We start from the raw sequence: 18,451 nt of genomic DNA, 5'->3' as shown, positions 1-18,451 counted from the left end.
GGGAGGGGCCCATGAAGCTCACCGACCTCACCGCCCGGCAACTCCTCGACGGCTATCGCAAGGGCGAGTTCGGGCCGGTGGAGGCGGTCCGGGCGGTCCTGGACCGGGCGGCGCGGATCGGGCCGGAGGTCAACGCCTTCGTCCGGCTCACCGAGGAGGACGCCCTGGCGCAGGCGAGGGCGTCGCAGGAGCGGTGGCGGCGGGGCGAGCCGACGGGTCTGCTCGACGGCGTCCCGGTGACGGTCAAGGACATCCTCCTCATGCGCGGCCACCCGACCCTGCGCGGCTCGAAGACGATCCCGGAGAACGGGAGTTGGGACGAGGACGCGCCGTCCGTCGCCCGGCTGCGCGAGCACGGCGCGGTGTTCGTCGGCAAGACCACCACCCCCGAGTTCGGCTGGAAGGGCGTGACCGACTCCCCGCTCTCCGGGGTCACCCGCAACCCGTACGACCCCTCGCGCACCGCGGGCGGTTCGAGCGGCGGCAGCGCGGCGGCGGTGGCCCTGGGCGCGGGCCCGCTCTCCCTCGGCACGGACGGCGGCGGCAGCGTGCGCATCCCGGCCGCGTTCTGCGGGATCTTCGGCCTGAAACCGACGTACGGCCGTGTCCCGCTCTACCCCGCGAGCGCCTTCGGCACGCTGTCCCACGTGGGCCCGATGACCCGGGACGCGGCCGACGCGGCGCTGATGCTGGACGTGATCGGGACGCCGGACGCCCGCGACTGGTCGGCCCTCGGTCCGGCGCCGTGCTCCTTCGTGGCGGGGCTGGACGGAGGCGTCCGCGGCCTCCGGGTGGCCTTCTCGCCGACGCTGGGCGGTCAGGTCGCGGTGCGTCCGGCGGTCGCGGCGGCGGTACGGCGGGCGGTGACGGGCCTCGCGGAACTCGGGGCGTACGTCGAGGAGACCGACCCGGACTTCAGCGACCCGGTGGAGGCCTTCCACGCGCTGTGGTTCGCCGGTGCCGCCCGGGTGACGCAGCGTCTCTCCCCCGAGCAGCGCACGTCGCTCGACCCGGGGCTGCGGGAGATCTGCGGGACCGGCGCCAGGCTGTCCGCGCTGGACTACCTCGCCGCGGTGGACGTCCGGATGGACCTGGGCCGCCGGATGGGCCGCTTCCACGAGTCGTACGACATCCTCGTCACCCCCACCCTCCCCGTCGCGGCGTTCGAGGCGGGCCTGGAGGTGCCCAAGGGCTCGGGCCACCGCCGCTGGACAGGCTGGACCCCCTTCACCTACCCCTTCAACCTGACCCAGCAGCCGGCGGCGACGGTCCCGGTCGGAACGGACACCGACGGACTCCCCGTCGGCCTGCAGATCGTGGCCGCCCGCCACCACGACGACCTGGTCCTGCGCGCGTCCCACGCCCTGTACGAGGCGGGGGTGGCCTCGGCACCGCCGGGCAGCGCCGTTGCGGCCTAGCGCCGTGGCGGCGGAGAAGAAGCACCTCGCAGGAGAAGAGCGAACAGCACCGCGGGAGACGAGCGAACGGTGCGACGGCCACGGTGGGTTCGGCACCGCCGGACAACGCCGTCGCGGCTCAGCGCCGTCGCGGCGGAAGAGAAGGACCGGCAGCGCCGCGGGCAAGGAGTGACAGCGCCCCGGGAGACCAGCGAACGGTGCGACGGCCACGGGGGGTTCGGCACCGCCGGACAACGCCGTCGCGGCCCAGCGCCGTGGCGGCGGAAGAGAAGGACCGGCAGCGCCGGGGGCAAGGAGTGACAGCGCCCCGGGAGACCAGCGAGCGGTGCGACGGCCACGGGGGGTTCGGCACCGCCGGACAACGCCGTCGCGGCTCAGCGCCGTCGCGGCGGAACACCACATGCGGCGGTGCCGCACCGGAGGCAGGGGCTCAGGCGGTCCGGAACTCCAGTCGTTCCCCCGCCGCACCGTTGCGCCACAGGTCGTTGCAGGCGGCGGCGATCTCCGTCAGGCCCTCCGTCACCTGACCCCACACGATCCCCGGTACCCACCCCACATCCCCGTTGAGCAGCAGGTTGTTGCGTTCGTAGAAGAGGGCGAGGTCGACCAGGGTGGTGCCGGGGTGTACCTCGCGGTCGTAGCCGTAGGCCTTCGTGGCCAGTTCCGTGCCGGCGAAGGAGAAGTAGCAGAGGTCGCCGGGGATGGGAGTGACCGTCGGGTTCTCCAGGGGCGGTTCCGTCGGGGCGAACGGCGGGAAAAGGGCGTAGATCTCGTTGCGGGCGTACTTCGCGTGGTAGACGTCGCCGGACAGCGGCAGGGCGTTCCAGACGGCGGCGCAGGTGACGGGCGCGCGGTCGTCCAGGAGCCGGGCTTTGGCGGTGACACCGCGGCTGACCAGCGAGACTTCGATGAATCGTTCGGTCATGCCTTCCATGGTGCATAAGTCGGTTGGGGTCGGGTAGCCGCGCCGCCATGGCTCCACCACTCGGGAACGAATCAGACACATCAGGGTACGAATCCAGACACAGTCGGCGGGCCGTTCTCGCGGGTGCCGCCGCGGTCGGCGCACTCGGCGCGTTCGGCGCCGCAGGCTGTACGCGCGTGGCCGACGCGGCCGGCACCGACGGCGGCGATCTGCTGCAACGGCTGCGCGCCCAGGGTGTCGTACGGCTCGGCATAGCCGGTGAGATCCCCTTCGGGTACATCGACAAGGACGGGCACCTGACCGGTGAGGCGCCGGAGCTGGCCAAGGCGATCTTCAAACGGCTCGGGGTGGACCGGGTCCAGCCGGTGCCGACCGAGTTCGGTTCGCTGATCCCCGGGCTGAACTCGCAGCAGTTCGACGTCGTGGCCGCCGGGATGTACGTCACCCCCGAGCGGTGCGAGCAGGTGATCTTCGCGGATCCGGACTACCAGATGCTCGACTCGTTCGTCGTGCGGAAGGGCAATCCCAAGGGGCTGCACGACTACAAGGACGTCGTCGCGAAGAGGGCCAAGTTCGCCACGGGGACGGGCTACGCCCAGATCCAGCACGCGGTCGAGGCCGGTTACAGGCAGAGCGACATCCTGATCGTGCCGGACCAGGTCGCCGGGCTGAACGCCGTGGAGGCGGGGCGGGTCGACGTGTTCGCCGGGACCGCGGTCACCGTCCGCGACGTCGTCAAGAAGTCCGCCAAGGCCGGGGCGACCAAGCCGTTCACCCCGCTCGTGGGCGGCAAACCGCAGGTCGACGGGGGCGCGTTCGCGTTCCGGTCGGCGGAGACGAGGCTGCGGGACGCCTTCAACGTGGAGCTGCACAAGCTGAAGAAGAGCGGCGAACTGGCGCGGATCCTGCGCCCGTTCGGCTTCACCGAGGCCGAGATGACCGACCTGACGGCGAAGGAGCTGTGCGGGGGAGGGAAGAGCGGATGACCTCGGGACTGTGGGACCTCGTACTCAAGGGGGTCTGGACGACCGTCCAGCTGCTGGTGCTCAGCGGGCTGTTGATGACGGCCGTGGCGCTGGTGGTGGGCGTGGCCCGGACGCACCGGCTCTGGATCGTCCGGTTCCTCGCCGGTCTCTACACCGAGGTGTTCCGCGGCACCTCGGCGCTGGTGATGATCTTCTGGGTGTTCTTCGTGCTGCCGGTCGCCTTCGGCTGGCAGCTGGTGCCGATGTGGGCGGGGACGCTCGCGCTCGGCCTGACGTACGGCGCGTACGGATCGGAGATCGTGCGCGGGGCGCTCAACGCGGTCGACCCGGCGCAGAAGGAGGGCGGGATCGCGCTCAGCTTCACGCCCTGGCAACGGCTGCGGCTGATCCTGCTGCCGCAGGCGGTGCCGGAGATGATCCCGTCCTACTGCAACCTGCTCGTGGAGCTGCTCAAGGGCACCGCGCTGGTGTCCATCACCGGCATGGGCGACCTCGCCTTCAGCGGGAACCTGGTGCGGCTGGCGCTGCAGGAGAGCGCCCACATCTACACGTACCTGCTGCTCATCTACTTCGTGATCGCGTTCGTCATCACCCGGCTGATGCGCGGTCTGGAGAAGCGGCTGAAGGCCGGCATCGGCAAGGCGCCGGGGACGGAACGTGAGGCGCGTGCGGTGAAGCGCAGGGAGACGACCGGGGTCGGTGGTGTCGTGTGACGTGGGACTGGAGTGCCGTACGGGAGTTCATGCCGCACTTCTGGGACGGCCTGTGGGTCACCCTGGAGGCGCTGGCGCTCGGTTCGCTGATCTCGTTCTCGCTGGGGCTGGTGTGGACGCTGCTGATGCGGACGCCCACGCGGTGGGTGCGCTGGCCGGTCGGGGTGGTGACCGAGTTCGTGCGCAACACCCCGCTGCTGGTGCAGCTGTTCTTCCTCTTCTACGTGCTGCCCGAGTGGGGGCTGACGTTCTCCGCGCTGACCACCGGGGTCTTCGCGATCGGCCTGCACTACTCGACGTACACCATGCAGGTCTACCGGGCCGGTATCGAGGCGGTGCCGGTCGGGCAGTGGGAGGCCGCCACCGCGCTGAGCCTGCCCACGCGGCGGACCTGGTTCGCGGTCATCCTGCCGCAGGCGGTGCGCCGGGTGGTGCCGCCGCTCGGCAACTACGTGATCTCGATGCTCAAGGACACGCCGATCCTGATGTCGATCACCGTCCTGGAGATGCTCGGCCAGGCCCGGCTCTTCTCCCAGCAGCACTTCCAGTTCACCGAGCCGGTGACGGTGATCGGCGTCGCCTTCATCGTCATCTCCTACCTCGCCTCCCTTCTCCTGCGCACCCTGGAGCGTCGCCTTGTCCGTTGACACCAGCAAGCAGCCGAGTACGACCGGTACCGCAGCCACGGAGCTGATCCGCCTGGAGGGGGTGACCAAGCGGTTCGGGGACAACACCGTCCTCGACGGGCTCGACCTCGCCGTGCAGACGGGCCGGCACGTCACCCTGATCGGGCCGTCCGGCTCCGGCAAGACCACGATCCTGCGGCTGCTGATGACCCTGACCAAGCCGGACACCGGCACCATCACCGTCGACGGGCAGCGGCTCTTCCCGGCGTCCGAGAAGGAGCGGCGGGAGGTCCGCAAGCAGATCGGGATGGTGTTCCAGCAGTTCAACCTGTTCCCGAACATGAGCGTGCTGCGCAACGTCACCGAGGCCCCGGTGACCGTGCTCGGCCTGCCCAAGGACGAGGCGGAGGCGCGCGCCCGGGAGCTGCTCGACCTGGTGGGCCTCGCCGACAAGGCCGACGAGCGGCCGACCCGGCTCTCCGGCGGACAGCAGCAGCGGGTGGCGATCGCGCGGGCGCTGGCCATGCGGCCGAAGGTGCTGCTCCTCGACGAGGTGACCTCGGCGCTCGACCCGGAGCTGGTCGCGGGCGTCCTCGACGTGCTCAGGGACATCGCGCGCACCACCGACATCACCATGCTCTGTGTGACCCACGAGATGAACTTCGCGCGGGACATCTCCGACCAGGTCCTGATGTTCGACTCGGGGCGGGTCATCGAGGCGGGCCCGCCGGAGCGGATCTTCAGCGAGCCCGAGCACGAGCGGACCCGGGAGTTCCTCAGCGCGGTGCTGTAGATATTTCCACCGCCGGCGCCGTAGAAATTTCCCCACACCGTGCCATGACTACAGGAAGTGAACGCTCGATCACCCGAGGTCCGGCGGGCCGACCGGGCCATGGTTCATTCCGCTGGCATATGCCAGAGGGTCTTTTCCGCAGTTGAGAGCACTGGAATCTCGCCAACACCCCCTCCGTTTCCGGTGCTTGCCCGTTATCGTGGAGAGGATCCGCTGTCCGGATCGCGGCCCAAGCAGTGCTGCCGAAGCAGTATCGCCGAGCGAGCACAGGGGGACCACCGTGGCGCTGATGCACGAGCCGACCGCCCCGTACCACTCCGCCCAGGACGCCCTTCGCGTCCTGGAGACGGTGGCGGGGCACGCCACCGGCGTCACCGACACCGAACTGGCCCGCAGGACCGGCCTCGGTCCCGAGCGGCTGACCGCGCTGCTGCGGATGCTGCGCCGCGAGGGCTACGTCGAGCAGGTCACCGACGGCGCGTACGTGACCGGCGAGACCCTGCGCCGGCTCGGCTCGGCGCACGAGCGGGAGCAGGCCCTCGGCGAGCAGCTCCAGCAGACCCTCGACCGGCTGCGCGACTCGGTCGGCGCCGCCGTCTACCTCAGCCGTTACGTCGACGGCGAGGTGAAGATCGGCCAGTACGCCGCCGGCCCGACCACCCCCGCGGTCAACGAGTGGGTGGACTTCCGCTCCTCCGCGCACGCCACCGCGATCGGCAAGAGCCTGCTCACCCAGCTCGACCACAACGCCCGCCGCGACCACCTCTCCCGGCACAAGATGGCCCGCCTCACCTCGCGCACCATCACCAGCGACAAGCTGCTGCTCTCCCGCCTGGAGGCACAGCCGCCGACGGTCCCCGTCCTGGACCTCCAGGAGTACGCGATCGGCACGGTGTGCGCCGCGGTCCCGATCACCGCCGGCTCGGCCGTGGGCTGCCTCGCCCTCTCCCTCCCGGTCGAGCACGCCCACCGTCTCCGCCAGGCCGCCGACACCCTGAACCGCAGCGCGGCTCCCCTGCTGCTCTCCCTGGCCATCTAGGGGCTGTCCGGCGGATCAAGTCGCAGGAGAGCAGCGGCGACTACGTGCCGAGGTGAGCGGGGTCTGGTGCCTCCGGCTGCAAGGCGGAGGAGGGAGCCGGCGCGGTGGGGGCACCTCCCGGCCGGAGGCTGGGGGACGTCGGGGAGTGACGACAGCGCCGCTGGGGGTACCCCCTCCGGGGGAGGACGTGCCGGACCCCGCGTCTGCGGCTTGATCCGCCGGACAGCCCTGGGTCACCCCGGCGGTGGTCGGAAGCACCCCGCCGGACCAGGTAGTATTTTCTTCGTCGCCAGCCGGACGAACCAGTCGAGAGACGATTCGAACGGTCGGCATGGGTCATGCGCCGCTAGCTCAGTTGGTTAGAGCAGCTGACTCTTAATCAGCGGGTCCGGGGTTCGAGTCCCTGGCGGCGCACAGATGAAGGGCCTCTCGTGGACACGAGGGGCCCTTCGGCGTCCTCCGGAGTCAGCCTGCGGTACGTCCGCTCCCCCGGCGGCCGCCACCACACGGGGTCGGCACACCGCACCCCTTCCCTCCGCAGGGCCGCCCGCTGGATCTTGTTGGTCGCCGTCACCGGCATCCGGTCCACCACCCGCACGAACCGGGGCGCCATCTTCGTCCCCAGGTCGGGCTGGGCCAGCAGGAACTCGGCGAAGTCCAGCGGGTCGAACCGCCCGGCCACGGTCGCCATCACCTGGTCCCCGGTCACCGGGTCCGGCACCCCGTACACGGCGACGGCCTCCGCACCCTCGTAGCGGGCCACGATGTTCTCGATCACCGCGGCGGCCAGGTTCTCCCCGTCGACCCGGATCCGGTCGTCGGTACGCCCGGCGAAGTACAGGTATCCCGCCGCGTCCCGGTAGAAGAGGTCCCCGGTCCAGTACCACCCTCCCCTGCGCCGCTCCGCCTCCGCCGCCGGGTTCCGCCAGTACCCCTCGAACGGATTCGGCGCCCGGTTCACCAACTCCCCTATCGCCGCCTCCCCGTTCAGCAGCCTTCCCCCGGAGTCGAAGACGGCCGGCGGGCATTCCTCCCCCGACTCCTGGTCGAGTACGACGAGCCCCGGCGCCGCCCGCCCCACCGCCCCGGCCGGCGTCCCCGGCGACCACTGGATCGCCGCCCCGCCCTCCGAGGACCCGTACCCCTCGACCAGCCGCACCCCGAACCGCTCCTCGAAGGCCGCCGCGTCCACGGCCCCGGCCTCCGTCCCGAACCCGAGCCGCAGCGGGTTGTCCCGGTCGTCGGCGCGCGGCTCGGTGGCGAGTACGTACTGCACCGCGCGGCCGACATAGGTGAAGTAGGTGGCCCGGTACCGCCGCACGTCCGCCAGGAAGCCCGACGCCGAGAACCGCCGCCGTAACGCCACCCCGGCGCCAGCCACCAGCGCGGGCGCCCAGTCGGCGATCACGGCGTTGCCGTGGAACATCGGCATGCAGACGTAGTGCACGTCGTCGGGCCGGACCCCGAACTGCCCGGCGAGCGACCGCCCGGCCGCCGCGAGCCGCCCCTGCGAGCAGAGGGCGGCCTTCGGGGCGCCGGTGGAGCCGGACGTGAAGTAGAGCAGGATCCGGTCCTCGGGGGCGGCCCGGGAGGCGTCGGGAAAGGCACCGAGGTAAGGGGCGAGAAGAGCGCCGTACTCCGGCTCGTCGGTGACGAGGACGCGGACGCCGGGCAGTTCGAGCCCGGCGAGGAGCGGCAGTCGGGCCCGCTCGGTGACGAGGACGGGGCACTCGGTGTGCAGGATGTCCCGGGCGAGCTCGGGCCCCCGGCGGGTCGGGTTCACCCCGGCGACGGCGGCCCCGGCGAGCGCGGCGGCCCCCAACCAGAGCGCGAACTCGGGGGTGTTGTCGAGGAGGACCCCGACGTGGGGCACGGCCCCGGCAGGCAGCAGTTCCCTGAACAGGGCCGCGCGGGCAGCGGCCCCGCCGGCCACCTCGTGGTGCGTCAGCACCGACTCCTCGAACCACAGCCCCGGCCGGTGGTCCCCCCACCGGGCGGCAACGGCTTCGGCAACGGTGCGCCCATCGACGGCCATGGAGAAGCAGATTAACTGACACTCCATCAGATCAATACCCCGGGGGCGCGAGGAACTGCGCGACCAGCCCACACCGGCCCGCAGAAGCCCACGGCCTCAACCGACACTCACGGCGCAACAGTCCCGTCCGCCACCGAGAAGAAGAAGTGCGCCACCCCCATGAAGACCAGCGCGAACCCGATGAACACCGCGAAGAACGCCACCGTGCACCCGGTCCCCACCGCCAGCTTCCCCTGCGCGGGCGGCTGCGAGGTCGCCCCCTCGGGGCGCTCCGGCAGGTAGTACACGGTCACGAAATCCCCCTCGACCACGGTCGACCGCCCGCTCGCCTCGTCGAAGCGGACGACCCGCCCCTCGGCCGTCGTGAACTCGTAGACATGGTGCAGCGTGGTCGTCACGGACGTGTCCCCGCCACCGCCGCTGGTCCTCGTGTACGACCGCAGACAGCGCGCCTCGGCGGTACGCCCGTGACGCCACGTCCGGCTGATCTCGCTCGACCGCCGCAGCGTCTTGACCAACCCGAGGACACCGACGACGACGAAGATGCCGGGAAGGATGTAGAAGAACGCTTCCATCAGGCCCATGAGAGTCCCCCGCCTCCGAACACCGGTCCGACTGACCGGCGTGGCGGGAACGTACCCCCGCGGCCCGCGGCGGGTCCTCAAGCGAAGCTCAGATCAGCCGGGTGTTACCCGGTTGTCGAACGACGCCGGTCAGAACGTGACGTCCGAGCAGGCGTAGAACGCGTTGCCCGTGTCGGCGATCGTCCAGACCGCCACGATCACGTGGTGACCGCTCAGCCCCGACGGCAGGGTGCCGCTGTGGCTGAGGGTGGCCGGCGGGCGCTGGCCGTTGTAGGGGACGGTGAGGAACGGGGTGGTGTTGAGGTCCGAACGGGCGAGGGCGTGGTTCTGGTTCCAGCCCTGCTTGGTGACGTAGTACTTGAAGTCGGTCGTGGCGTGCATCGCCGTGAACTGCCAGCGGAACGTGTACGTCTGGCCGCCGGTCACCTTCGTCGTCGGCCAGGCGCCGCCCGAGGGCGTGGTCGGCGAGCTGAGCTGGGCGAACCTGCTCAGCCCGCCGTTGCAGATCTGGCCGTCGGCGGGACCGGCCGCCGGGAAGCCCTTCGGGCCTTCGACGCTCTGCGGCTCGTACTGGATGTCGCCGCAGTTCGTCACCGTGCCGTTGGCACAGAGCTTCTGCCTGCTGATGGGGAGGTCGGTGTAGCCGTGCCCGCTGGCGCCGCCGGTGGAGAGTGCGAAGGCTCCGGCGGTCGCCACGCCGAGCACGACGGCCGACACCTTGGTCCGTTTACGCATGCTGCCGCTCCTGGAGAACGTGGGGGAGGTTCAGTGAGCCGTGCAGGTCTAGACCAAGTCCCAGATTATTGCCGCCTGTTGAACATGTCCATACCAAACGGGGGTCCGTCCCCGTCACGGCACGGGCTCGGTGCGCCCCGAGCAGAACGCCACCGTCAGGTCACGCACCAGCACCTTGCGCTCGTAGTCGTCGAGTTCGACGAGTCCGCGCATGGTCAGCCGGGTCACCGTGTCCTCGACCGAGTCCACGACCGAGGTGAGCATGGTGGCCCGCTGCCGGGCGTCGAGCGCGGCGATCCGGCGGCGCTGCATGGCGGCGGCGACCTCCGGGGCGTACTCCACGCGGACCGGCTGCACGGCGAACACCTCCAGGCCGATGCCCGCCGCGTCCGCCGTGACCAGCCGGGTCAGCGCGTCCGTGGCCATCTCCACCGAACCCCGTGCGGTGCCCGGCGGCTCCACCGGCACCCGGGCCAGTGCGGCCTCCACGCACTCGCGCAGATACGTCTCGTGGTCCTCGACCCCGAGCACCGCCCGCGCGGTGTCCCGCACCCGCCACACCACCAGGACGACGACCCGGAGCGCGACCCCGTTGCCGTCCGCCGCCGGCATCTCCTCGCTGCGCCAGTGCCGCAGCCGGACATCGACCCGGCGGCGCTGCAGCAGCGGGTTGACCCAGAGCAGGCCGGTGCGCCGTACCGTTCCCCGGTAGCGGCCGAACAGGCCGAGCACCCAGGCCCGGCCGGTCGTCCCGCGCGCGAGCCCCGCGAAGCCGGCCAGCCCGAGCGCACCGGCCCCGGCGTACGCCGCCCACTGCGCCGGGCCCAGCCCCGCGCCCCCGTACGCCGGCAGGCGCAGCGCGTGCGCCGCGAGCGGCGGCAGCACCCCCGCCCACCAGGAGGTGGCGAGCCCCCCGGCCACTCCGCCGAGCCCGGCGCACACGCCGGCCGCGCCGGGCAGCACCCGGGCCGGACGCTCCACCAGGTCGGGGTCGACGGCGGCGGCCGGCCGGGGCTTGGCCGGGAACGGGCGGCGCAGCCGGGGCTGCTCGCCGGTGCCCTGCCTACGGCCGACCACGGCGGGCCGCAGCGGCACCGACACCGGGTCGGGGTCGTCGCGGAACAGCAGGTGGACGGGGATCTCGGTGGTGATCTCGTTCTGGATCAGCCGGGGGGTCGGGCGGGTGGGCGGCCCGCCGTCCGGGGGCCCGTCCGCATCAGGGGTGTGTTCGGTGGTCGTACTCATGCCTGCCTCCAGCCTCCGCGCCAGATGCTTCAGGTGGTCCTCAAGGGGTCGGGATCGGGGTCGGGGTCGTCACAGGAACAGGCGTCGCCAGGTCTCCGGCCCCGGGTAGCCGTCGGCCGCGCCGCCGCGCCAGCCCTGGGCGCGCTGGAACGCCTCGACGGCCCTGCGGTCCGCCTCCCCCCAGGCGGGATGCGCACCGTCGGGGTAGAACCGGCCGTAGCCCTTCTCGACCAGCTGCCTGCCGAGCCGGGTGACGTAGTCGTTGGCGGCGCCCGGGCGGAAGAAGTTCTTGCCGGGGTAGCCGGGGACCCCGTGCGAGGCGGGGGCGGACGGGGCCGTGGGGGCGGACTTGATGTTCTTGCCCCTGCCGGTGGCGAGGAGTTCCCAGGTGCCCGGTCCCGGCAGGCCGTCGGCGGCGGCGCCGGTCCAGCCCTGGGCCCGCTGGAAGGCCTGGGTGGCCCGCTGGTCCGACGGCCCCCAGGCCGGCCCCGGGCCCTTGGCGTAGTAGCCGCCGGCGCCCCGGGCGATCAGCAGCTGCCCGAGGAGGGTCACGTACTTGTTGTGGGCACCGGGCCCGAAGTAGGCCGCCCCCGGGTACACCACCGACGTCTTCGCGGCCTGGGCGCCGGGCGTGGCCGGGTCCGCGATCAGGCCCTTGTAGCGGTAGGGGACGTACTTGGCGGAGTTGCTCCAGTAGGCGTAGGGCGTGGACTGGCTGCGGGCGTGCGGGGGTGTCTGCTCGTACGCCGTGTAGTAGGTGTGCGTGTAGTCCGTCCAGCCCCCGAAGAGCACCACGTGGGAGCCCTTCTCGGGGTCGTCCGGGTTGTGGAAGAGCAGCATGTCGCCGGGCTGGAGCTCCTCCTTGGTGATCTTCGTGCCGAACTGGTCGAGGCTCCCGGTCCACTCGTTGCCGGTCAGCCCCCAGGCCATGGAGACGTAGCCGGAGCAGTCCTGCCGGTATCCGTCCGTCCAGTAGAGGGTCATGCTGTACGGCACCTTGGCGGTGACCCAGGTCTTGGCCCGGTTGATGATCTGCGTGCGGGTGATGGGGGGCGTCGTGACCGGGCCCTGGACGGGCTTGCCGTTGGGGCCGTGCAGGGGGGACTTCACGCCCTGCGGGGTCTCGGGCTGGGGGTCCACGGGGGTGGCGGACCGGTGCGGGGCGGGCGGGGTGCTGTGGGCGGCGGCGATGGGGGCGCCCGCGGCGAGGGCGGCGGACGTGGCGGCGGCCACGACCAGGACGCCGCGGGCCGCCGGGTGTCCGCCGAAGCGGCCGGGCAGCGGGGAGGGGCTCACCCGCCGCCAGTGGACGCAGCCGGGGCAGTCGCAGGTGGTCGCGGGGTCGAATTCCTCGAAGACCGGGGCCGGCATGCGATTCCCCTCACACTTCATGTTGATATGTCCGGGACTGTGCACGTTGATCAGTTTCCCAACTGTGGCCCCGGTGCGCATGCTGACGGTCCGAATGATGTACAGAAAAGGGCGGACGGGGGTCGCCCTGGTGGCCGATGGTCGGGAGCACGGTTCCCCGTCGGGTAGAGTTCTCGATGTCAGCAGGCGCCGCTAGCTCAGTTGGTTAGAGCAGCTGACTCTTAATCAGCGGGTCCGGGGTTCGAGTCCCTGGCGGCGCACAGACACCCAGAAGGCCCTCCGCAGCAGCGGGGGGCCTTCTGGCGTACACCCCGGCGGTCACGCGAGGCCACTTCGGCGCCCCGTGCCCCCTCTTGCCCCTTCATGTCAACAACCGACACGACCGATCCACACAATCACCACATGCTCCACAATGAACGCTTATGCCCGGTAAACACGGCGTTTCGCCCTTGCGATCATGTTGGGCAGCGTAGAACCCTGGTTGTCCAAAGTGCCGGTGTTTCGCGGCACTTGGGGGGTAGATAGCCGGTTGCCAGATCTGCGGGGTTGAGGGGCCCCGTCATGAATCGGTGCCGAGGGGGGCACCATGCAACCGGACGGTCACGGTCCGTGTCCATTTCCTGTGGGACGACTGTGCCCCGCCATTGACGCGCCCGGCAGGGTCGAGGGGGATCCGAGCGGGCTCCGGGACCGATGAATCACGCGCTGATCTGCGTGTGGGGGGATGACTCATGACGTCGACGCCGATGGGCGCCCGGCAGGAACAGGAATACGACCCGTCACAGACCGCACAGCTCCGGGTGCCCGCGCACCGCACCGCCGCCGCCCTGGGCCGCATAAAGAAGACCCTGCCCAGATACGACTACGAGCACTACAGCCGGCTCGCGGGCCCCCTCACCCAGCCCGACCCGGCCCGGCCGTACACCGTGCAGTACCGCTCGCTGCTCTCCCAGGAACCGCACCGCGTCCGCGCCGCGCTGATGCTGGGCGCGGCCCCGCTGCTCTCGCTGGTCCTGCTGACCTGGCTGCTGCAGCCCGAGCACTGGACCCAGCGGGACTACCCGGCGTACGACGTCCTGCCGGCCCTCGACATCGTGATGCTGGTGTCGATCGGCCTGATCGAGTTCTTCCGCTGCCTGAACGTGCTGTCCAACGCGCACGCCACCCTGGTCGCCCGCGACCCGGTCCCGGTGGTCCCGGAGACCGGCACCCGGGTCGCCTTCATCACCACGTTCGTGCCCGGCAAGGAACCCCTCGACATGGTCACCCGCACCCTGGAGGCGGCCGTCCGGCTGCGCCACCGGGGCCTGCTGCATGTGTGGCTGCTCGACGAGGGCGACGACGCGGAGGTGAAGGAGGTCTGCGCGCGCCTGGGCGTGCACCACTTCACCCGCAAGGGCGTCGAGCGGTGGAACCGGCCACAGGGCCCGCACCGCGCGAAGACCAAGCACGGCAACTACAACGCCTGGCTGGAGGCGCACGGCGGCGAGTACGACTTCTTCGCCTCCGTCGACACCGACCACGTCCCGCTCCCCAACTACCTGGAGCGGATGCTGGGGTACTTCCGCGACCCGGACGTCGGCTTCGTCATCGGCCCGCAGGTCTACGGCAACTACGACACGTTCGTCACCAAGGCCGCCGAGTCCCAGCAGTTCCTCTTCCACGCCCTGATCCAGCGCGCCGGCAACCGCTACGGCGCCCCCATGTTCGTCGGCACCTCCAACGCCGTACGGATCAGGGCGATCCAGCAGATCGGCGGTCTGTACGACTCGATCACCGAGGACATGGCGACCGGCTTCGAGATGCACCGCGCGAAGAACCCGGCGACCGGCCGCAAGTGGCGCTCGGTATACACCCCGGACGTGCTCGCGGTCGGCGAGGGCCCGAACGCCTGGACCGACTTCTTCACCCAGCAGCTCCGCTGGTCCCGGGGCACGTACGAGACGATCCTCAAGCAGTACTGGAAGGGCCTGTTCAGCCTGGGTCCCGGCAAGCTCTTCAACTACACCATGATGATCATCTTCTACCCGATGTCGGCCCTCAACTGGATCCTGGCGGCGCTGAGCTGCGCGCTGTTCCTGGGCCTGGGCGCCTCGGGCGTGAACATCGACCCCGCCGTGTGGCTGATGCTCTACGGCAACGCCTCCGCGCTCCAGATCGGCCTCTACGTCTGGAACCGCCGGCACAACGTCTCCCCGCACGAGCCGGAGGGCTCCGGCGGGGTCGCCGGCATGGTGATGTCGGCTCTCTCCGCACCCGTCTACGCCCGCTCCCTCATGGACGCCGTGCTGCGCCGCAAGAGCAGGTTCGTGGTCACCCCGAAGGGCGAGTCGGCGAGCCCCGACACCCTCTTCGGGACCTTCCGCATCCACTGGTTCTTCATCCTGGTCTTCGGCGGCTCGCTCGCCGCGGGCTTCGTCGAGGGCCACGCGCAGCCCGCGATGCTCACCTGGGCCACGCTGGCGCTGCTGATCACGGCCGCGCCGATCTTCGTCTGGCGGTACACCCTGCGGAAGGAGCGCGGGGCGTCCGGGGCGGTGCCCGAACCGGAGGACGCGGTGCCGGCCGGCTACCTGCCCGCGGGACACGCGCCGCGGCAGCGGCCGACCTGGACGCCGCCCACCGGCACCCCCGCCGAGCAGACCCTGCGGATCGCGCTCGGCGGTCCGGGCGGACCGAGGGGCAGCGGCGGACCGGGAGGCCGTGAGGCATGAACGACAGCGCCGGGCGCCGCCGGGCCCGTCGGCTCGCGATCAGTACCGTGGTCGTTCTCGCCCTGGCCGGGATGAACGGGCCGTGGCTGTACCGCTTCGGGACCGAGCGATACCACCAGTACAAGATCAACAGACCGGAGTACAAGGCCGCGAACGGCCACTGGGACATCATCGAGTTCCCGAAGGAGTACCGCCAGGACACCATCCACGCGGTGCTCCTGCACACCGGGAAGGTGCTGCTCGTCGCGGGCTCCGGCAACAACCAGGACAACTTCGACGCGAAGATCTACGACAGCCGGATCTGGGACCCGGTCAAGGGCACGATCAAGAAGGTGCCCACCCCGGCCGACCTGTTCTGCACCGGCCACACCCAGCTCGCCAACGGCAACATCCTGATCGCGGGCGGCACCAAGCGGTACGAGAAGCTCAAGGGCGACGTCAAGAAGGCCGGCGGCGTCATGATCCTCTACAACGAGAACCCGGACAAACCGATGACCCTGCCCAAGGGCACCCGGTTCACCGGCAAGCAGAACGGCAAGACGTTCGTCTCCGACGACTCGGCGCTGATCCCGCGCGCGACGAAGGTCTTCGACAGGAAGACCGGCAGGTTCCTGCGGAACAACCCCGGTTACGCCCGCGTCGTCGTGGAGGCGCCCGAGCAGGGCACCAGGTACGAGACCGGCACCCAGGACAACTACAGCATCGCGGGACTGACCGGCGCCGACGCCCGCAACACCTACGGCATCGCCAACAAACTCGGGATGGACAAGCGGGACTTCGAGGGCATCAAGAACGCCTACGAATTCGATCCGGTCGCCGAGAAGTACATCAAGGTCGACCCGATGAACGAGGCACGCTGGTATCCCACGCTCACGACACTGTCCGACGGAAAGATCCTCAGCGTCTCCGGACTCGACGACATCGGGCAGCTGGTGCCCGGCAAGAACGAGGTCTTCGACCCGAGGACGAAGACCTGGACGTACACCAAGTACAAGCGCCAGTTCCCGACCTACCCCGCGCTGTTCCTCCTCCAGGACGGCAGGCTCTTCTACTCCGGTTCCAACGCCGGGTACGGTCCGGACGACGTCGGCCGGGACCCCGGCATCTGGGACGTCGACACCAACCGGTTCACCAGGCTGTCCGGGCTCAGCGACCCGAACATGCTGGAGACGTCCGGGACGGTGCTGCTGCCTCCGGCGCAGGACGAGAAGTACCTGGTGGTCGGGGGCGGCGGGGTCGGCGAGTCCGCGCTGTCCACGAGGAAGACGCGGCTGATCGACCTGAAGGACCCGAACCCGAAGTTCGTCGACGGCCCCTCGCTGGAGAAGGGGACGCGGTACCCGCAGATCTCGGTGCTCCCGGACGACAGCGTGCTGGTGTCGGGCGGCTCCGAGGACTACCGGGGGCGCGGCGCCTCCGACATCAGACAGGCGCGGATCTACGACACCGCCACGAACTCCTTCCGGAGGGTGGCCGACCCGCTCGTGGGCCGCGACTACCACTCCGGGTCGATCCTGCTGCCCGACGGCCGGGTCATGTTCTTCGGCTCCAACCCGCTCTTCGCGGACAAGGCGAACACCAAGCCGGGGGTCTTCGAGCAGCGGATCGAGATCTACACGCCGCCGTACCTGTACCGGGACTCACGGCCGTCGCTGAGCGGGGGCCCGCAGACCATCGCACGGGGCGGCACGGGGACGTTCACGTCGCGGCATGCGTCGACGATCAAGAAGGTGCGGCTGATCCGGCCGAGTGCGACCACCCATGTCACGGACGTGGACCAGCGGTCGGTCGCCCTGGACTTCAAGACGTCCGGGAACCGGATCACTGTGACGGTGCCGGGGAACCGGAACCTGGTTCCTTCGGGGTGGTACATGATTTTCGTGGACGACGATCAGGGAACGCCGAGCAAGGCGCAGTGGGTGAAGGTGCCGTAGCGCTCCCGCGGGTTCGGGCGGGAGCGCTGTGCCGAACCGGGCAGGGGTCACCTGCGGGCCGGTGGGGGCTTGTCGCGCCCGCGCGGCGGAGCCGCAAGTCGGCTCCGCCCCGCGCCCCTAGGTATCCGACCCTTGGGCAAGTTTCAGAGCGTAGGTGGGCCACCATTGGCCCGCCTGCGGCCCTCCCTTACACGTGCCGTCCGACTCGCCCGGGCGCTTGACCCACAGGTAGGCGTCCACCAGGGGGTCCGCCGTCTTCGTCGTCGGGGTCTCTCCCAGGGCACGGCCCGGGGGGTTGCACCAGCGTTCGTCCGGATTCCCGCCTGCGTACGGGCCGTTGCCGTTTCTGCTGGTGTCGATGACGAAGTGTTCGTCGCCGACCTTCGCCGAGAGCTGCTTGCCGTAGGCGATGGAGTCCTGGGTGGAGTAGAAGTTGGAGACGTTGACGGCGAAGCCGTCCGCCTGGGCGATGCCCGCCTGTTGGAGGGGGCGGTAGATCTGGTCGGGGTGGCCCCAGCCGGCGTTGCCGGCGTCCAGGTAGACCTTGGTGGACTTGAGGGACTTCAGCTTGCCGACCGCGTAGTTGAGCAGGCTGTAGCGCTCCTCCTGGAACTGGGGCGGGGTGCAGCCGTCGACCATGTGCAGTACGGCGTCCGGTTCCAGGATCACCGTGGCGGGACGGTCCTGGATGCCCCGGGCGACCCCGTCGATCCACGCCCGGTACGCGTCGCCGTCGGCCGCGCCGCCCTGGCTGTACTGCCCGCAGTCACGGTGCGGGATGTCGTAGAGGACCAGGAGGGCCGTGCGGTCGGACTTCTGGGCGGCCTCGGTGAAGCCGCGCGCCTCCTGCTCCGGGTTCTCCGGGCCGATCCACTCGCCGGTCGGCTGTGCCGCTATCTTGCGGATCTGCTCGGCGTCGCCGCCCTTGCCGGCCTTCGCGTAGGCCTTCACCTGGCGGGCCGCGTTGGAGTCCGGGTTCACCCAGAACGGGTCGGCCTCCTTGGGCTGTTGGGTGATCACCGCCTGCGGACTCGCGGCCGGCTTGCCCCCGCCCGAGCCGCCGCCCGAGGAGCAGCCGGCGAGCAGCAGCGCCGCCCCCAGTGCCCCGGCCCGGGCCGCCGAGCGGGCCCCCCTGCTGTCGTACATCCAATTCCCCCCTGGGTGCACTTGGCCAGAGCCCAATCGTGACATACCCACCGCTCTCGCCACGAGATCGCCCAACCCTTGTCGGTGAGCTGTTACAGCCGCTGTTGACGGGCTTGGCGAGCGCGAACCTAGGCCCGGGCGCCCGTCGCCCTCTAGAGTCGCTTGCGGGCGGCCCGGACACCGGCCG

15 protein-coding genes and 2 tRNA genes are annotated in these 18,451 nt (G+C 70.8%); 10 read left to right on the top strand and 7 right to left on the bottom strand.

Annotated elements, in window-relative coordinates; all coding sequences use genetic code 11:
- Positions 1-11: 11 nt before the first annotated feature.
- Positions 12-1,418 carry an amidase gene (locus tag ACFY6U_RS28690; RefSeq protein WP_390042779.1) on the top strand — a complete coding sequence of 469 codons (1,407 nt, stop codon included), beginning with the start codon at positions 12-14 and terminating at the stop codon, positions 1,416-1,418.
- Between the two features lie 430 nt (positions 1,419-1,848).
- Here the strand turns inward: ACFY6U_RS28690 and ACFY6U_RS28685 are convergent, their stop codons facing one another.
- The gene (locus ACFY6U_RS28685; RefSeq protein ID WP_390042777.1) at positions 1,849-2,343 is read right to left on the bottom strand and encodes a DUF3830 family protein; all 495 of its coding nucleotides are present in this window, start codon (positions 2,341-2,343) and stop codon (positions 1,849-1,851) included.
- A 47-nt stretch (positions 2,344-2,390) separates the two neighbouring features.
- Between ACFY6U_RS28685 and ehuB the strand changes: the two genes are divergently transcribed.
- The 6 genes from ehuB to ACFY6U_RS28655 all read left to right on the top strand — a co-directional run bounded on the left by ehuB (position 2,391) and on the right by ACFY6U_RS28655 (position 6,914).
- Positions 2,391-3,329, top strand: coding sequence for an ectoine/hydroxyectoine ABC transporter substrate-binding protein EhuB (gene ehuB, locus ACFY6U_RS28680; protein ID WP_390042775.1), 939 nt, complete (start codon positions 2,391-2,393; stop codon positions 3,327-3,329).
- Complete coding sequence (gene ehuC / locus ACFY6U_RS28675; protein ID WP_390042773.1) at positions 3,326-4,042, top strand: ectoine/hydroxyectoine ABC transporter permease subunit EhuC; 717 nt, start codon at positions 3,326-3,328, stop codon at positions 4,040-4,042. The genes ehuB and ehuC overlap by 4 nt, the downstream gene beginning before the upstream one ends.
- Positions 4,039-4,689 carry an ectoine/hydroxyectoine ABC transporter permease subunit EhuD gene (ehuD, locus tag ACFY6U_RS28670; protein ID WP_351496855.1) on the top strand — a complete coding sequence of 217 codons (651 nt, stop codon included), beginning with the start codon at positions 4,039-4,041 and terminating at the stop codon, positions 4,687-4,689. Before ehuC ends, ehuD begins: the two co-directional genes overlap by 4 nt.
- The gene (gene ehuA / locus ACFY6U_RS28665) at positions 4,679-5,461 is read left to right on the top strand and encodes an ectoine/hydroxyectoine ABC transporter ATP-binding protein EhuA (RefSeq protein WP_390042771.1); all 783 of its coding nucleotides are present in this window, start codon (positions 4,679-4,681) and stop codon (positions 5,459-5,461) included. Before ehuD ends, ehuA begins: the two co-directional genes overlap by 11 nt.
- 280 nt (positions 5,462-5,741) lie before the next feature.
- Positions 5,742-6,500 carry an IclR family transcriptional regulator C-terminal domain-containing protein gene (locus tag ACFY6U_RS28660; protein ID WP_351496851.1) on the top strand — a complete coding sequence of 253 codons (759 nt, stop codon included), beginning with the start codon at positions 5,742-5,744 and terminating at the stop codon, positions 6,498-6,500.
- Between the two features lie 340 nt (positions 6,501-6,840).
- Positions 6,841-6,914: transfer RNA gene (locus tag ACFY6U_RS28655), tRNA-Lys, on the top strand.
- Here ACFY6U_RS28655 and ACFY6U_RS28650 read toward each other — a convergent pair.
- From ACFY6U_RS28650 to ACFY6U_RS28630, 5 genes are all read right to left on the bottom strand, one after another.
- Entirely contained in the window at positions 6,880-8,535 is a 1,656-nt protein-coding gene (locus ACFY6U_RS28650; protein WP_390042769.1) for a long-chain-fatty-acid--CoA ligase, read from the bottom strand. The two genes, ACFY6U_RS28655 and ACFY6U_RS28650, sit on opposite strands and share 35 nt — an antisense overlap.
- A gap of 107 nt (positions 8,536-8,642) precedes the next feature.
- Positions 8,643-9,119, bottom strand: coding sequence for a DUF3592 domain-containing protein (locus tag ACFY6U_RS28645; RefSeq protein ID WP_390042767.1), 477 nt, complete (start codon positions 9,117-9,119; stop codon positions 8,643-8,645).
- A gap of 129 nt (positions 9,120-9,248) precedes the next feature.
- Positions 9,249-9,854 (bottom strand): lytic polysaccharide monooxygenase, encoded by a 606-nt coding sequence (locus ACFY6U_RS28640; RefSeq protein WP_390042765.1) that lies wholly within the window; start codon positions 9,852-9,854, stop codon positions 9,249-9,251.
- A gap of 114 nt (positions 9,855-9,968) precedes the next feature.
- Positions 9,969-11,099 (bottom strand): SPFH domain-containing protein, encoded by a 1,131-nt coding sequence (locus tag ACFY6U_RS28635; protein WP_390042763.1) that lies wholly within the window; start codon positions 11,097-11,099, stop codon positions 9,969-9,971.
- Between the two features lie 69 nt (positions 11,100-11,168).
- Positions 11,169-12,470: a peptidoglycan-binding protein gene (locus ACFY6U_RS28630; RefSeq protein ID WP_390042761.1), complete on the bottom strand. Its 1,302-nt coding sequence runs from the start codon at positions 12,468-12,470 to the stop codon at positions 11,169-11,171.
- A gap of 186 nt (positions 12,471-12,656) precedes the next feature.
- Between ACFY6U_RS28630 and ACFY6U_RS28625 the strand changes: the two genes are divergently transcribed.
- From ACFY6U_RS28625 to ACFY6U_RS28615, 3 genes are all read left to right on the top strand, one after another.
- Positions 12,657-12,730 (top strand) — tRNA-Lys (locus ACFY6U_RS28625).
- Between the two features lie 471 nt (positions 12,731-13,201).
- Positions 13,202-15,184 carry a glycosyltransferase family 2 protein gene (locus ACFY6U_RS28620; protein ID WP_390042759.1) on the top strand — a complete coding sequence of 661 codons (1,983 nt, stop codon included), beginning with the start codon at positions 13,202-13,204 and terminating at the stop codon, positions 15,182-15,184.
- On the top strand, positions 15,181-17,118 hold the full coding sequence (locus tag ACFY6U_RS28615; RefSeq protein ID WP_390042757.1) for a galactose oxidase-like domain-containing protein: 1,938 nt from the start codon (positions 15,181-15,183) through the stop codon (positions 17,116-17,118). The genes ACFY6U_RS28620 and ACFY6U_RS28615 overlap by 4 nt, the downstream gene beginning before the upstream one ends.
- 117 nt (positions 17,119-17,235) lie before the next feature.
- Here ACFY6U_RS28615 and ACFY6U_RS28610 read toward each other — a convergent pair whose 3' ends face one another.
- Positions 17,236-18,264: a glycoside hydrolase family 6 protein gene (locus ACFY6U_RS28610; RefSeq protein ID WP_390042756.1), complete on the bottom strand. Its 1,029-nt coding sequence runs from the start codon at positions 18,262-18,264 to the stop codon at positions 17,236-17,238.
- Positions 18,265-18,451 lie beyond the last annotated feature (187 nt).

This window comes from Streptomyces sp. NPDC013157, from assembly GCF_042899865.1.
Lineage (GTDB): Bacteria > Actinomycetota > Actinomycetes > Streptomycetales > Streptomycetaceae > Streptomyces.
The sequence above is the reverse complement of the archived record's forward strand: the minus strand, read 5'-3'. Positions and strand labels throughout refer to the sequence as shown.